We start from the raw sequence: 16,323 nt of genomic DNA, 5'->3' as shown, positions 1-16,323 counted from the left end.
TTGTAAAGATAATATGGTCAAGCGAATAAGGGTCCACGGAGGATGCCTAGGAGCCGCCAGGCGAAGAAGGACGTGGTTAGCTGCGAAAAGCTGCGATGAGGGGCCAACACCCTATGATCCGCAGATATCCGAATGGGGTAACCCGACAGTCTGGATGATTGTCACTATTATGTGAATAAAATAGCATAATAGAGGTATACGCTGGGAACTGAACCATCTAAGTACCAGCAGGAGTAGAAATCAAAAATGAGATTCCCTTAGTAGCGGCGAGCGAAGGGGGAAGAGCCCAAACCAAGCGCTTTTAAGTGTTTGGGGTTGTAGGGGTGCATCGGGGGAATCCCGATTAGTAAGAAAAGTATTTATTAGACGAAAGATTCTGGGACGGTCTGTCAGAGAAGGTGAAAGCCCTGTAGTCGAAAATAGATACTCTAATTGGATGCACTACCTGAGTACGGCGGGACACGAGAAATCCTGTCGGAATCTGGGGGGACCACCCTCCAAGGCTAAATACTCGGCGGCTACCGATAGCGCATAGTACCGTGAGGGAAAGGTGAAAAGCACCCCGGGAGGGGAGTGAAAGAGAACCTGAAACCGTGGACTTACAAGCGGTCAAAGCCCGAAAGGGTGATGGCGTGCCTTTTGTAGAATGAGCCTGCGAGTTACCGTGTGTAGCAAGGTTAAGGGATAGGAGTCCTGGAGCCGTAGGGAAACCGAGTCTGAATAGGGCGATAAGTTGCATGTGGTAGACCCGAAGCCAAGTGATCTAACCATGGCCAGGCTGAAGCTGGAGTAAAATCTAGTGGAGGGCCGAACGTAAATCCGCTGAAAAGGGTTGCGATGAGCTGTGGTTCGGAGTGAAAGGCTAAACAAACTTGGAGATAGCTGGTACTCCCCGAAATAGCTTTAGGGCTAGCGTTACGTGGACTGCCACGGAGGTAAAGCACTGGATAGATGCGGGCCCTTCACCGGGTACCAAGTTTAACCAAACTCTGAATGCCGTGGTACAATGCGTAGCAGTCAGACGGCGACTGATAAGGGCCGTCGTCAAGAGGGAAACAGCCCAGACCGTCAGCTAAGGTCCCAAAGATATACTAAGTGGGAAAGGAAGTATGATTGCACAGACAGCCAGGAGGTTGGCTTAGAAGCAGCCACTCCTTCAAAGAGTGCGTAATAGCTCACTGGTCGAGTAGTCATGCGCCGACAATCCAACGGGGCTAAGTATATCACCGAAGCTACGGCACAGCGCTAGACGCTGTGGGTAGGGGAGCATTCTGTGTACGGATGAAGTCAAGACGGAAGTTTTGGTGGACGGGACAGAAGAGAGAATGCAGGCATGAGTAACGAAAAGAGGGGTGAGATCCCCCTCCGCCGAAAGCCTAAGGTTTCCAGGGTAAAGTCAATCTACCCAAGGGTTAGTCGGCCCCTAAGGCGAGGACGAAAGTCGTAGTCGATGGGAAGCGGGTCAATATTCCCGCACCTCTCAGTGTTTCGATGGAACGAAGCATAGGGCGAAACGCGGCAGGGCGACGGTTGTCCCTGTCAAAGCAGCGATGCGTTAAGGTTAATAGGCAAATCCGTTAACTAAGAGGAGCTGTGAGCGATTACTTTTACGGAAGTAAGAAGCGCGTGTAGTCGTCGTGCCAAGAAATAGTTTCTAAGGTAAGGCACTGAGGGACCGTACTATAAACCGACACAGGTGGGCGAGCTGAGAATGCGAAGGCGTACGGAAGAACTCACGTTAAGGAACTCGGCAAAATGCATACGTAACTTAGGGATAAGTATGGCTCACGAGAGTGAGTTGCAGAGAAATGGCCCATGCGACTGTTTACCAAAAACACAGGTCCATGCGAACCAGCAATGGGAAGTATATGGACTGACACCTGCCCGGTGCTGGAAGGTCAAGGGGAGTGGTTATTGATTTATCAAGAAGCTGCGAACTCAAGCCCCAGTAAACGGCGGCCGTAACTATAACGGTCCTAAGGTAGCGAAATTCCTTGTCGGGTAAGTTCCGACCCGCACGAATGGTGTAACGATATGGGCGCTGTCTCAACGTGAGATCCGGTGAAATTGAAGTTCAGGTGAAGATGCCTGATACTTGTGGTTAGACGGAAAGACCCCGTGAACCTTTACTTCAACTTGACATTGAAAATTGGACAAGGATGTGTAGGATAGGTGGGAGACGTAGATGCGTGGACGTCAGTTTGCGCGGAGTCGTTGGTGAAATACCACCCTTCCTTTTCCAGTTTTCTAACCCTGGCCGTGAAACCGGTTAGGGGAGAGTGTCAGGCGGGAAGTTTGACTGGGGCGGTCGCCTCCTAAAGTGTAACGGAGGCGCGCGATGGTCACCTTAGGATGGTTGGGAATCATCCCTCAAGTGTAAAGGCACAAGGTGGCTTGACTGCGAGGCTTACAAGCCGAGCAGGTACGAAAGTAGGTCTTAGTGATCTGGCGGTAGCGAGTGGAAGCGCCGTCACTTAACGGATAAAAGGTACTCCGGGGATAACAGGCTGATCTTGCCCAAGAGTTCATATCGACGGCAAGGTTTGGCACCTCGATGTCGGCTCATCGCATCCTGGGGCTGGAGCAGGTCCCAAGGGTTTGGCTGTTCGCCAATTAAAGCGGTACGCGAGCTGGGTTCAGAACGTCGTGAGACAGTTCGGTCCCTATCTGCCACAAGCGTTGGATGTTTGAGGGGTTCTGCTTTTAGTACGAGAGGACCGAAGTGGACAAACCTCTGGTGTACCAGTTGTCGTGCCAACGGCAGGTGCTGGGTAGCTACGTTTGGAAGGGATAACCGCTGAAAGCATCTAAGCGGGAAACCCTCCCCAAGATGAGACATCCCATCCTCTTTAAGAGGACTGAAGGAACCAGAGAGAATATCTGGTTGATAGGCCGAGAGTGTAAGCATGGCGACATGTTCAGCTTATCGGTACTAATTAGCCGTGAGGCTTGACCATATTATCGTTGCGATCCCTAGAATATCGCACTTAAACTCGATAGCTAAATTTATTTAGCTCTCTAGGTTTAAGTTGGCCCGGTGGCCATAGCAGAGTGGACACACCCGTTCCCATCCCGAACACGGCAGTTAAGCGCTCTCACGCCGATGGTACTACAATTATGTGGGAGAGTAGGTAGCTGCCGGGCCTTTTTTTATTTTTATCAATTTATATTCGATAGAAAATAAATTTTTCTATCTAAATATAAGTTGATTTGGTGACCATAGCAGAGTGGACACACCCGTTCCCATCCCGAACACGGCAGTTAAGCGCTCTCACGCCGATGGTACTACAATTATGTGGGAGAGTAGGTAGTTGCCAAATCTTTTTTTGTTTATTAAACTTAGATGTTTTTAATTATATAAATAAGTTCATCATTTTGGTGGACTTTTTTTTTATTCAAAATTTATATTTTTTTGTGAACTTGCATCAATCATATTTTAGATATAGAATATTTAAAAATCTTTTAGTTGCTACATTATATTAATCATTTTCTACCAGTTGCCTTAGTTTTTTCAAAAAAAGTATAAAGGTAAGCTGTAATATTATGAAACAACTATTACATAGATGAAGGATAATTATTTTGGCTATACTATATAAAAAAATATATCAAGAATTATTAAATCAAATTGCTCAAGGTTTTTTTAAGATAGGAGACAAGCTACCCTCTGAGAAAGATCTTTGTACATTGTATGGTGTAAGCAGAATAACTTCAAAAAGAGTACTAGTTGAATTAGAAAAAACTGGATATGTAGAGAGAGTTAGAGGAAAAGGAACTTTTTTAATAAAAACAGTTAACAAGCCACTAGAATCTATTAATAAGACAAAAGATAAATATAAAGGTTCAATTGCTATTGTGTTTCCTTCGATGCATGAATTTGGTAATTTTTCTCAAACCCTTGAAGGGTGTACAAAAGTAATTTGTGAACATAATTATAAACCTAATTTATATTTTAGATTTCACAATTTGCAAGAAGTTGAGAGTCTTTTACAGAAATTAAAAAGAGAAGGTGTTAAAGGTATAATATATTATCCATATTCTCTTTTAGATAGTTATGAAGTATTAAATAGTTTTAAATATGCAAAGATACCTTTAGTAACTATAGACAAATATTTTACTGGTATAGATATCAAAGCAGTTTGTAGTGATAATTTTAGGGGAGGAAGACTTGCTACTGAATATTTAATTAATTTAGGACATAAAAAAATTGGTTTTATATCAGATGTTTCATTAGAAGGTGTTTCTTCTGTTAGAGATAGGTATTTAGGCTATTGTGAAGCCTTAGATAAGGCAAATATTTCATATAACTCAAATTTAATTAGTATTAAAAAATTAGATATAGAGTTTTTGAAAGAATATGATGAAGCTTATTTTATTGATGAAATAAAAAGATTATTAAGAAATGGAGTAACTGGCATAATAGCTATAAATGATATAGTAGCATCATATGTGATTAGAGTAGCTAAAATTTTAGATATTAACATCCCAAACCAATTATCAGTTGTCGGTTTTGATGGAGTGCCTTATTCAGAATTTCAAGAAATTCCTTTGACATCAGTTCTTCAAGATTTTACTAAGATGGGGAGAGAGGCTGCTTCCATTATAATCGATGAATTAGAAGGAAGAGAAAGAGAGTCCATCACATCTTTGCCTGTTTCTTTAGTAGTGAGAGATTCTTGTTTGCCTCCAAAAAAATAAAATAAAGTTAAGCAATTAAATTATAAGTCCACTTAGGACTTATTTTTTTTTATAAAAACAAATATTTCTATTATCTAAAAAATAATTATAAAAATAATTAATTGACAAATATGGTATGTAAACTTATTATGAAAGATATAATTATATTAAAATATATCAACTTATTTTTAAATTGGTATATTTTTATAATAATTTAAATAGTAAAATTCTTATATTTCAATTAAAAATGATATATAAAACAAGTATTTTAAGACAAAAGGATTAATAAACCCTTTAGTGAAGAATAGGTATAGGTTTAACTTAAAATATAACTTACCATTTTAATCTTATTTATAAAAACAAAGATTTGAAAAAGTTAAATTAAATGAATTATGAAGGAAATAAAATGATACAAATTTCAGAGAGAATTGGAAAACTTTTACAGTATTTAGAGGCCCAAATTTACAGTGAAGAACAAGCTATAAAAAATTATAAAATGTTAAAGACTGAAAAAAAATTTGATAAAATAGATGAAATTAATACAAAAGATTGGAATCATTTCGATCACCGAGAAATCTGGGGAGGAAATGAAGAATATTATTGGTTTGAAACATTTGTTACTATAGATGAAAAATATAATAATAAATGTGTTGTATTTGAATTAAACACAGGAAAGGAAGAATCTTGGGATGCAACAAATCCTCAGTTTACTATTTATGTAAATGGTCAATTAATACAGGGGCTTGATATTAATCATAGATCAATAATACTAAGTGAGAATGCTAAAGTTGGACAAGAATTTAGAATTGTTTTATCTGCCTTTACAGGAACCCAAAATTTCTATCTAAAATTGGATAGTTGTATAAAAGTTCTACATCGTGATGTAGAGAAATATTATTATGATATTTCAGTTCCATATAATGTATCTAAATTATTATCTGATGAAGATGATACAAAAATATTAATATTAAAAGCATTAAATAATTCTCTTAATTTAGTAGATATGAGAAAAGAAAATTCTCAAATCTTTTATGATAGTATTAAGATAGCAGAGGAAGATATTCAAGCAAATTTTTATAGTAAACATTGTGGAGATCAACTAGTAAAAATTTATTGTGTTGGACACACTCACATAGATTGTGCATGGCTGTGGACACTAAAAGTTACAGAAGATAAAAGTGTTAGAAGTTTTTCAACAGTACTAAATTTGATGAAGCAGTATCCTGAATATATTTTTATGTCTAGCCAACCTCAATTATATAAATATGTTAAGAAAAATAATCCTAAAGTATTTAAAGAGATTCAAGAAAAAGTTAAAGAAGGTCGTTGGGAAGTAGATGGAGGAATGTTTGTTGAAGCTGATTGTAATATTGCTTCAGGAGAGTCTTTAGTAAGACAGTTTATTCATGGACAGAAATTTTTTAAAGATGAATTTGATAAAAAGAATGAAATTCTATGGTTGCCTGATGTATTTGGATATTCAGCTGCTTTGCCACAAATTATTAAAAAATGTGGTCTCAAATATTTTATGACAACTAAATTAAGTTGGAATGAATTTAATAAAATGCCATATGATACCTTTGAGTGGGAAGGCCTAGATGGAACTAAGGTTTTAACACATTTTGTGTCAATTAGGGATTATCATAATCGAGGTAAAGAAGGGAGTGAGCGAACCGAGCATTTTACAACATATAATGGATATATAAACCCAAAGCAGTTGAAAGGGGGTTGGGAAAGATATAGTCAAAAAGATTTAAACAATGAAATTTTATGTTGCTATGGCTTTGGTGATGGCGGTGGTGGGCCTACAAAAGATATGTTAGAAAACCAAAGACGTCTTTCAAAAGGTATTCCAGGTTGTCCTCAAACAATTTTAAGTACTGCTAAAGACTTTTTTCACGTATTAGATAAACACGTTTCAAAGAGTAAGTACCTTCCAAAGTGGGTTGGAGAATTATATCTCGAATATCATAGAGGCACATATACTAGTATGGCAAGAAATAAAAAATATAATCGGAAAAGTGAATTTGCCTTTCAAAATATAGAAACATACGCATCAATATCTAATTTATTAATTAATAAAGATTATCCTAGCCATGAGATATATGAAGGATGGGAAGTTATATTAAGAAATCAATTTCATGATATTTTACCAGGTTCATCAATATTTCAAGTATATGAAGATTCCAAAGATGAATATGAAAAAATATTAAAACTTAATAAAGAATTAGTTTACGATACAATCTCATCCACCGTAGATGAAATAAAAGCAGACAAAAATTCTTTAATAATATTTAATCCTAATAGTTTTAATTATTCAGGATTGGTTGAAATTGATTTAAAAGATGAACAGGAAGTACTAAAGAAATATAAAGACAGGTTACCAATTCAAAAACTCAGAAATGATAAATATCTTTTTACCGTAAAAGATATTCCATCTAAAGGGTATGGTGTAGTAAATGATATATCAACTGAGCATCAAAAATCTAATAAAGAGTTAAAAATTTCTAAAGATAGAATGGAAAATAGATTTTTTATTATTACCTTTAATGAAAAAGGTCAGTTTAGTTCAATTTATGATAAAAGGGAAAAGAGAGAAATATTAAAGAAAGGTCAAAATGGAAACGTAATTATTAGTTATGAAGATAGACCACACAATTATGATGCTTGGGATTTAAATAAATACTATGTAGAAAAACAATGGGAAGTTGATAATGTAGATCAATGGGAGATTGTAGAAGAAGGACCTTTGAGAGCCTGTGTTAAAATTAAGAGACTGTATCTTGATTCAGACATTACTCAATATATCTATATTTATAGAGATATTGATAAAATTGATATAAAGAACTCAATTGATTGGAAAGAACATCAAATTTTTCTAAAAACTTGGTTTCCCTTAGATATTCATACAAATGAAGCAACCTTTGACATTCAATATGGAAATGTAAAAAGAAATACTCACAACAATACATCTTGGGATTGGGCGCAGTTTGAAGTATGTGTACACAAATGGCTTGATGTTAGTGAAAGTGGTTATGGTGTAAGTATTATGAATGATTGCAAATATGGCTGCAGTGTCAAAAATAGTGATGTTAGTTTATCAATGCTTAAATCAGGTGTTTATCCTAATCCTAAAGCAGATCAGGAATATCATGAATTTACTTACACTATTTATCCTCATAAAAGAAGTTGGATGGATTCAGATACTATCAAAAAATCTTATGAATTAAATAATCCAATTTTACCAAGAATAAAGAAAAATAAGGGAGGATCTTTAAAACAGAATTTCTCATTTGCCTCAACTGATAAAGATAATGTAATTATAGAAGTGATAAAACAAAGTCTTGATGGTACTTCGACTATAGTAAGATTGTATGAGTGTTATAACATGAGGGAAAAAACAACTTTAACATTTGGTAAATCTTTTAAAAAAATATATGAATGCGATATGATGGAAAATAAGATAAAGAAAATTGACAAGCAAAGTAATAATAGTATTAATTTTGAAATAAACCCATTTGAAATTAAAACTTTTAAAGTGGAATTTTAGAGCATAGATGAAGAGGGTAGGAAAAAAATCTCTTATCCTCTTTTTTTATTTAAAGAAAATTTTACTCTTAATAAAAATTCAATAGATAAAATAAATTAGCTTATTAAAAGTGTTTTTTTTTTATGTATCTATATATTGTTATTAGACCCATCTTTAATATAGAATGAAACAAATAACTTAATTGGAGTAATGATGGAAATAAAACTAAAAAAATTAAAAAAAGCTTATGGTGATTTAAAAGCCGTTGATGATATTAGTTTAGACATTCCCTCAAATACAGTTTACGGAATTATTGGACGAAGTGGTGCTGGTAAGTCTACGCTAGTGAGATTAGTAAGTATGTTAGAAAAGCCAGATTCTGGTGAAGTTTTTTATGGGTCATCAAGAGTTGATAATTTAGAAAAAGAAGAATTGCATAAACAGAGAAGACGAATTGGGATGATCTTCCAAAATTTTAACTTATTTTCTTCTAGAACAGCTGGACAAAATATAGCTTATCCTATGGAAATACAAGGCTATGATAAGCAAAAAATAAAAAATAGAGTAAAAGAAATGCTAGATCTTGTTGATTTACAAGGCAGAGAAAATGCTCCAATTAGTACTCTTTCAGGTGGTCAAAAGCAAAGAGTAGCAATCGCAAGAGCTCTTTCTACAAAACCTGATATTTTATTTTGTGATGAAGCAACAAGTGCTCTAGATCCGCAAACTACTCATTCCATATTAGATCTTATAAAAGATATACAGAGAAAAATGAGTTTAACAGTTGTAATGATAACACACCAAATGGAAGTCGTAAGAGATGCTTGTGATTATGTTGCAGTATTAGATAGTGGAAAAGTTGTAGAAGAAGGGAAAGTAATAGACATTTTCTCTAATCCAAAAACAAAAGTGACAAAAGACTTTTTATCTCACCTTTCAACAGATACTCCTTCCTCTGAAATTGTTAGATGGAGTGATGGAGGCCTTTATACTTTAAGATTTAAAGGACAACATACAGATGAACCAATACTTTCAACAATAACAAGAGAATTAGGAGTTGAATTTAACATAAGGGCAGGTGGAGTTCAGAATGTTGAAAACATTCACATTGGAACTCTTATTTGTGATATTAGCGGAGATGAAGAACTAGTTAAACAAGCTATCATTAAATTAAGAGAAAACGGAATTATCGTGGAGGAGAGTGTATGAACCAATTATTTACCTTAGTTAGCACATCAACAATTGAAACTTTGCAAATGGTGTTTTTCTCAACTTTATTTTCACTTATTCTAGGCTTACCCTTGGGTGTTTTATTATGCATTACTTCAAGTGAACAACAAGGGGGAATAATTCCTCATCCCTTTTTAAATAATATTTTAGGTAGAATTGTAAATGTTCTTAGATCATTTCCTTTTATAATTCTTATGATTTTATTATTTCCTTTATCAAGATTGATATTAGGAACTTCAATAGGAACAAAGGCCGCTATAGTGCCATTAAGCATAGCAGCAGCTCCCTTTGTAGCGAGGGTAATAGAGTCAGCTCTTAAAGAAGTAGATCCAGGAGTAGTTCAAGCAGCTAAAGCTATGGGATCAACTAATTATCAAATAGTTGTAAAAGTTTTAATTCCCGAAGCACTTCCTGCTTTAGTTTCTGGAATAATTTTAACAATTATTAACTTGATTGGATATTCAGCAATGGCAGGAGCTATTGGTGGCGGAGGTCTTGGTGATTTGGCTATTCGTTATGGTTTCCAAAGATTTAGAGCAGATGTAATGTTTGTCGCAGTTATTGTTATCTTACTTTTAGTTGAAATAGTTCAAGTTTTAGGCGATAAATTAGTTGCTCATTTAATGTCAAAAAGATAAATAAACATACAAATCTTATAAATTTAAACTTCTCTTATGGTACATTTGAGAAGCTTTTTTAATATTTATACTCTAAAAGTTGAAATAGTTAAGAAAAATATACAAATACCTGAATCCGTATAGAATACAAAATAAGTAAAATATATCAACATATGTATAGTAAATTATAGACTAAAAAAGCCTCTTATGTTACAATTAAATTATCACAAAAAACGTAACAGGAGAGGCCAAATGATTGATTTTGATTCTACAACAATTACACTAGAGAGTAAAGCAGGTTTAAACTTAATTTCTAAAATTTTAACATTTGCAATGATGAAAGTTAATGATAATGCTGAATATGATTTGGATACCCTTAAATCTAAAAGTCTTTTAGAAAATGAAACTATATATAAAACCTTAGTTGGTTTAAACTCTATGGGATTTACTAATTTTTCTGATGTAGAGCAATTTAGAAATAATGAAGTATTTAAAGAATGTTTAAATCTTAAATTCACTCCTGCTCAAGAAACACTAAGATTGTATTTAGAGAAAGAACGTAGTGCAAATTTTATTGAACATTGTAATTTAGTTAATATTGAATTACTAAAGAAAGTTTCTTTCCCATGTGAAAAGATAAGTGAAAAATATATTCCATTAGATTTTGATGTAACACCTATGATTAATCCTAAATGCAATAAAGAAGAATGTTCTAGAACATATAAAGGGGAAGATGGGTTTGCACCACTTATGAGTTACTTAGGCTCTTATTGTATTGGAGCTGAACTTAGACCTGGAAAACAACATTCTCAAAAAGATTCAATACCGTTTGTTCAAAAGGTATTGGATAATGCTAAAGAGATACTTACTTTAGAAGATTATAGTAAAGTGTTGTGTAGATTTGATAGTGGTCATGATAGTGTAGAAACTATTAATGTACTTGATAAAAATAATGTTAACTTTATTATCAAGAAAAAATGTAGAAGAAACGACTATTCACAAGATTTATTAGAAAGAGCTAAATCATTATATGATAAAAAGATATCATATGATTATAGACAAACAACTGTATACTATGGTTATTTTACCCAAATGTATCCAGTAGGAAAAGAAAATGTTACAAATAAGGCTCAAATAGCATTTAAGATAAAAGAGATTTATGAAGATAAAAAAGGTAATATATTATTATTTCCAGAAATAGAAGTAGAGCTTTATTGGACTAACCTTATTGAAGATGCAATAACAGTAGTTAATCTATATCATGATCATGCAACAAGTGAACAATATCATAGTGAAATAAAAACTGATTTAAACTTTGAAAGATTAGCATCTGGTAAATATAGAGTAAATGAAATGTTATTAGCAGCTATTACTAATGCTTATAACATTTTGAGAATAATTGGAGATATTACATTATTAAATCAATTCTATTTACCTGAAGGAACTAAGGGTAATAAAGATAGAATTAGAATGAAGACAATATTAAGAGATATTATTTATACTAGTGCCAGATATATGAGAAAAGGAAGAAATAAAGTGCTTCGACTCTATAAGAATAATCCTTGGACAGGGTTGTTATTAAGAATTGATAAATTTATTAACATATATTTTCCGCTTTCTGTTTAACACTCAAATAATATAAATACAAAACAACAGAAATAATACTTCTAATATCAATTAGAAGAGTTTAGTATGACTGAAAAAAGTTGTATTTGGAAAAAATTAAAAATATTATTCTTTCTTCTATCAAAATAATGGAATAAAATGTAAAAATAGAAATTGCTAAAACAAATAGACAAGATAAAATCCGTACAACAAAATAATTCAATTATAAAATAGCCAAAAATTAGCTATAATTATCAATTATTAAGATTTATACGGATTTAGGAAATAATGAATAAATATACTTGAATTATTGATAAAAAAAATGTAGAGTATCAAACAAATAAGTAAAGGAGATGAATCATGATAAATATTATTCGGTCAATTTCTAATAAAACTATGATGTCTCCTATGATGATGCCCTAAGGGGCTAAAATATTTATATCTAAAACACATCAAGAAATCTATTTAAAATATCACAATAATTAAATAAAAAAATAATATTTAAAGGATAACTATATCCAAAATAAACATATAAGAGAGGAATTTATGAAAAAATCATTACTATTAACAGCTATAGCATTAATATCAATCACATCATTATTTGCAAGCGGAGCAAAAGAAACTGTACAATCAAATAAAATTGTTGTTGGAGCAACTCCAGAACCACATGCAGCAATGTTGAATTTAATAAAGGATGATTTAGCAGCAGAAGGATATGATTTAGAAGTTATAGAATTTACAGATTATGTAACACCTAATGAAGCCTTAGAAAGTGGTGAAATTGATGCAAACTTCTTCCAACACTTACCATATTTAGAAACTTTCAATAGTGAACATAATACACATTTAGTATCTGCTGGAGGCATTCATGTTGAACCAATTGCCCTATATTCTAAAACAGTTAGTTCTTTAGATGAATTACAAGATGGTGCTACAATTGCAATTCCAAACGATCCAACTAATGAAGGACGTGCATTATTACTATTACAAAGTGCTAATCTAATAACATTAAATGAGAATGCAGGATTAGAAGCAACACCATTTGATATAAAAGAAAATCCTAAAAATTTCAAATTCCAAGAAATTGAAGCTGCAACACTTCCAAGAATTATTGGTGATGTAGATGCTGCAATAATCAATGGTAACTATGCTATCCCAGCAGGTCTTATTGCAACTAGAGATGGTTTATTAATAGAGGGTGCAGAAAGTCCATACGTTAATGTTGTAGCAATTAAAGAAGGAAATGAATCTGCTAAGATAGATGCTTTAGTTAAAGCTTTAAAGAGTGATAAAGTCTCAGCTTGGGTTCAAGAACAGTATCCAAACGGAGAGGTTGTACTTGTAAAATAATAAAGCTTTTAAAAGAAAAGGAATTTTTTAAATTCCTTTTCTTTTTTAATAGTTTAGTGTTATTGTTTTAAATATGAATATTAATATTATAATTGCAGGTATAAATTTAATACTATTATTAGTTTTAATAATACTTATCATAAAAAATAAAAAAATAAAGAAACCTGAAGACGATACATCCTTAAATTTAATTTTAAATCAAAATAATGAAACAAGAAAAGAATTATTACAAATTTTAGAAAACCAAAGAAAAGGTTTATCTGATCAAATCTTAAGTTTTGATCAAAGATTAATGACATCTTTAGATAAAGTCGAACATAAAAGCGATAAATTAACTGTAGATGTAAATTCTCAATTGGAAAAAATTAGAGAAGATAATGAAAAAAGGCTAGAGTCGATTAGAGCAACAGTAGATCAAAAATTAACTACTACTTTAAATACTAGACTTAATGAATCTTTTAAAGTCGTAAGTAGTCAACTAGAGGTAGTACATCATTCTCTAGGAGAGATGAAAGAATTAGCTAATGATGTAGGAAATTTATCTCGTATTTTAATGAATGTTAAAATCAGAGGAACTTGGGGGGAATATCAACTTGAGAATATTTTAGAGCAACTTCTAATTCCTTCCCAATGGGCGAAAAATGTCATTACTCGTAAATCGAGTAATAACAGAGTTGAATTTGCAATAATTCTTCCAGGGAAAGGTGATTTTCCAGTTTATTTACCGATAGATTCTAAATTTCCTAAAGAAGATTATGAAAGATTACAAGAATACCAAGAAGCCGGTGATAAAGAAAAGATTTTGATGGCAAAAAAAGCTATAGCAACAAGAATACAGGCAGAGGCAAAGGATATAAATGAAAAATATATTGACCCACCAAATACAACAGATTTTGGAATTTTATTTTTGCCAATCGAAGGTTTATTTGCTGAAGTGTTAAGCATTAATGGGTTAATTGATAAAGTTCAAAGAGATTATAAGGTTATTATAAGTGGTCCTACAACTTTTGCAGCTCTATTGAATAGCCTTCAAATGGGATTTAAGACTTTAGCGATAGAAAAAAGAAGTGAAGAAGTATGGAATGTTCTCTCTAGTGTAAAATCTGAGTTCAAAAGATTTTCGATTCAAATTGAAAAAGTACAGCAAAAATTAAATCAAGCGAGTTCTTCTTTAGATAAGTTAGGAACTAGAACAAGAGTAATGAAGAAAAAGTTAAATTTAGTTGATAAGATAGAAGAAGATGATGAAGGTGAAGAGATAGAAGATATTACAGGTGAAAAAAACTAGTATTATTATAAAACATAGAATAAAATAAATTAGATGAGGTAATAGGCATGGATAAGAGCATTAATTTAAAGGGACGTAGTTTTTTATCGCTTTTAGATTATTCAAAAGAAGAAATTCTTTTTTTAATTGAATTATCTAAACAATTAAAAAATAAAAAAAAGAATAAAGATTATGATAAATCATTACAAGGAAAATTACTTGAAAACAAAAATTTAGTATTAATCTTTGATAAAACATCAACTAGAACTCGTTGTTCTTTTGAAGTAGCTGCAAATGATGAAGGTTGTGGTGTAACTTTTTTGACTAATAGTCAAATGGGTAAAAAAGAATCTATAGAAGATACAGCAAAAGTTTTAGGTCGTATGTACGATGGTATCCAATATAGAGGGTATAGCATGGATTTAGTAAAAGATATTGCTAAATTTAGTGGAGTTCCTGTTTTTAATGGCTTAACTGATGATGATCATCCAACACAAGTATTAGCTGACTTTTTAACAGCTCAAGAACATTGTGGCAAAGAATTCGAAGACATGAAGTTTGCCTATATTGGAGATGGGAGAAATAATGTTGCAAATGCACTAATGATTGGAGCTGCTAAAGTTGGAATGAATTTTTCAGTTGCAACTCCAAAAGAATTAACACCAGATTCAAAATTAATGGAGAAGATCTTAGATGCAGCTGAAATAAGTGGTGCTAAAATCGAAATAATTAATGATCCTAAAAAAGCTGTTAAAGGTGCAGATGTAGTATATACAGATATTTGGGTATCTATGGGTGAAGAAGATCAAATGGAAGAGAGGATAAAACTTTTAGCTCCATATCAAGTAACTATGGATTTATTAAAAGCTAGTGGAAATGAAAATGTATTATTTGAACACTGTCTTCCATCTTTCCATGATTTAGAAACAACTGTTGGAAAAATGGTATTTGAAAAATATGGATTAAAAGAAATGGAAGTAACTGATGAAGTCTTTAGATCAAAACATTCCATTGTTTTTGATGAAGCTGAAAATAGAATGCATACAATTAAGGCTGTTATAGTTGCAACAATGAGTGATGTTATATATTAAGATATTTTTTAATATAAAATGATTTTATAAAATTCTCCTAAGTAGTAATAATCCTAATTACTTATTTAGGAGAATATTTTTTATAGAAGCATTAAATATCTCAATATCTTCAAAATTTGTATTAAGAGAGTTAAATTATTTTTATCAGTAAAGTAAATATTAAAGATAATTCTCATTTTTGGGCTATTTTTTGTTAATAAATGTTGAGTTGTATAAAATTATATTGCATAATAGTACAAAGTGGTTATTAACTGTCAAAATAAGAAAAGTTAAGGAAATATAGATATGCCAAAGAAAATTGATCATGAATTGAGAAAAATTAAAATTTTACAAACTGCATTAGATGTTTTTGCTAAAGAGGGTTATAAAGATTCAAACCTATCATTAATTGCTCAAGAATGTGGAATTTCTAGACCAACTATATATCAATATTTTAAAGACAAAGATGAGATATATTATTATGCAGTTAAATTGGTAACGGGAAAAATGTTCGAAAAATATGTAGACTTTGCTTGGAACTCAGATGAAAATGTTTTAGACCGTGTTATTGCAATCTGTTCTGATATAATTGATACAGGAGTTGAACATATAGGAGAGCTAACATCTTTAGTTGACGTTATGTTCATGATGAGAAAAGAAGGAACAGATTTTAATTCTGTTATTTTAAGAAGGACTGCTAAGCTAAATATTTTATTTAAAAGATTATTAAGACTAGGTTTAGATAGAGGTGATATTAAAGAAGGAACTTCTATTGAAAAAGTTACTGAACATATTTCTTTATTACTAGAATCTTTCTGTATTGAACTTGCTTTTCTAGAATTAAAAGATGCCACTAAAAATAAAGAGTTAATAAGCACATATCTCAATTTTTTTAAAACAGATAACAAATAAATATTCTAAATAAAAAAGTTGTCAAATTTTCTTCTTTTTATTATTTTTTAAGTACTTAGGGGTGAGTAA

9 protein-coding genes and 3 rRNA genes are annotated in these 16,323 nt (G+C 32.2%); all 12 read left to right on the top strand.

What is annotated here, in order from left to right:
• Positions 1 to 15 precede the first annotated feature (15 nt).
• The 12 genes from ACZ5SO_RS12350 (at position 16) to ACZ5SO_RS12295 (ending at position 16,254) form a co-directional block, all read left to right on the top strand.
• Positions 16 to 2,957 (top strand): 23S ribosomal RNA (locus tag ACZ5SO_RS12350).
• Between the two features lie 76 nt (positions 2,958 to 3,033).
• Positions 3,034 to 3,144, top strand: a 5S ribosomal RNA gene (gene rrf, locus ACZ5SO_RS12345).
• Between the two features lie 65 nt (positions 3,145 to 3,209).
• Positions 3,210 to 3,320, top strand: a 5S ribosomal RNA gene (gene rrf / locus ACZ5SO_RS12340).
• A 259-nt stretch (positions 3,321 to 3,579) separates the two neighbouring features.
• Entirely contained in the window at positions 3,580 to 4,695 is a 1,116-nt protein-coding gene (locus tag ACZ5SO_RS12335; protein WP_464624990.1) for a GntR family transcriptional regulator, read from the top strand.
• Positions 4,696 to 5,080: 385 nt separating this feature from the next.
• A complete protein-coding gene (locus tag ACZ5SO_RS12330; protein ID WP_464624989.1) occupies positions 5,081 to 8,224 on the top strand; it encodes an alpha-mannosidase in 3,144 nt (1,047 codons plus the stop codon).
• Positions 8,225 to 8,416: 192 nt separating this feature from the next.
• Positions 8,417 to 9,412 (top strand): methionine ABC transporter ATP-binding protein, encoded by a 996-nt coding sequence (locus ACZ5SO_RS12325; RefSeq protein ID WP_464624988.1) that lies wholly within the window; start codon positions 8,417 to 8,419, stop codon positions 9,410 to 9,412.
• Positions 9,409 to 10,071 (top strand): methionine ABC transporter permease, encoded by a 663-nt coding sequence (locus ACZ5SO_RS12320; protein ID WP_464624986.1) that lies wholly within the window; start codon positions 9,409 to 9,411, stop codon positions 10,069 to 10,071. The genes ACZ5SO_RS12325 and ACZ5SO_RS12320 overlap by 4 nt, the downstream gene beginning before the upstream one ends.
• A 231-nt stretch (positions 10,072 to 10,302) precedes the next feature.
• The gene (locus ACZ5SO_RS12315; protein WP_464623994.1) at positions 10,303 to 11,676 is read left to right on the top strand and encodes an IS1380 family transposase; all 1,374 of its coding nucleotides are present in this window, start codon (positions 10,303 to 10,305) and stop codon (positions 11,674 to 11,676) included.
• Between the two features lie 525 nt (positions 11,677 to 12,201).
• Positions 12,202 to 13,005 (top strand): MetQ/NlpA family ABC transporter substrate-binding protein, encoded by an 804-nt coding sequence (locus tag ACZ5SO_RS12310; RefSeq protein WP_464624985.1) that lies wholly within the window; start codon positions 12,202 to 12,204, stop codon positions 13,003 to 13,005.
• 73 nt (positions 13,006 to 13,078) lie between these two features.
• Positions 13,079 to 14,293, top strand: a complete 1,215-nt coding sequence (locus ACZ5SO_RS12305) for a DNA recombination protein RmuC (protein ID WP_464624984.1) — start codon at positions 13,079 to 13,081, stop codon at positions 14,291 to 14,293.
• A gap of 47 nt (positions 14,294 to 14,340) precedes the next feature.
• Complete coding sequence (gene argF, locus ACZ5SO_RS12300) at positions 14,341 to 15,363, top strand: ornithine carbamoyltransferase (RefSeq protein WP_464624982.1); 1,023 nt, start codon at positions 14,341 to 14,343, stop codon at positions 15,361 to 15,363.
• A 285-nt stretch (positions 15,364 to 15,648) separates the two neighbouring features.
• Positions 15,649 to 16,254 (top strand): TetR/AcrR family transcriptional regulator, encoded by a 606-nt coding sequence (locus ACZ5SO_RS12295; RefSeq protein WP_464624981.1) that lies wholly within the window; start codon positions 15,649 to 15,651, stop codon positions 16,252 to 16,254.
• The last annotated feature ends 69 nt before the right edge of the window (positions 16,255 to 16,323 follow it).

The sequence above is a fragment of the Pleomorphochaeta naphthae genome (assembly GCF_055396005.1).
The sequence above is the reverse complement of the archived record's forward strand: the minus strand, read 5'-3'. Positions and strand labels throughout refer to the sequence as shown.

Excerpts from the sequence above, each read along its gene's own strand:
- ACZ5SO_RS12330 (WP_464624989.1), top strand. The coding sequence starts at position 5,081 with ATGATACAAATTTCAGAGAGAATTGGAAAACTTTTACAGTATTTAGAG.
- ACZ5SO_RS12325 (WP_464624988.1), top strand. The coding sequence starts at position 8,417 with ATGGAAATAAAACTAAAAAAATTAAAAAAAGCTTATGGTGATTTAAAA.
- argF (WP_464624982.1), top strand. The coding sequence starts at position 14,341 with ATGGATAAGAGCATTAATTTAAAGGGACGTAGTTTTTTATCGCTTTTA.
- ACZ5SO_RS12315 (WP_464623994.1), top strand. The coding sequence starts at position 10,303 with ATGATTGATTTTGATTCTACAACAATTACACTAGAGAGTAAAGCAGGT.
- ACZ5SO_RS12320 (WP_464624986.1), top strand. The coding sequence starts at position 9,409 with ATGAACCAATTATTTACCTTAGTTAGCACATCAACAATTGAAACTTTG.
- ACZ5SO_RS12305 (WP_464624984.1), top strand. The coding sequence starts at position 13,079 with ATGAATATTAATATTATAATTGCAGGTATAAATTTAATACTATTATTA.
- ACZ5SO_RS12295 (WP_464624981.1), top strand. The coding sequence starts at position 15,649 with ATGCCAAAGAAAATTGATCATGAATTGAGAAAAATTAAAATTTTACAA.
- ACZ5SO_RS12310 (WP_464624985.1), top strand. The coding sequence starts at position 12,202 with ATGAAAAAATCATTACTATTAACAGCTATAGCATTAATATCAATCACA.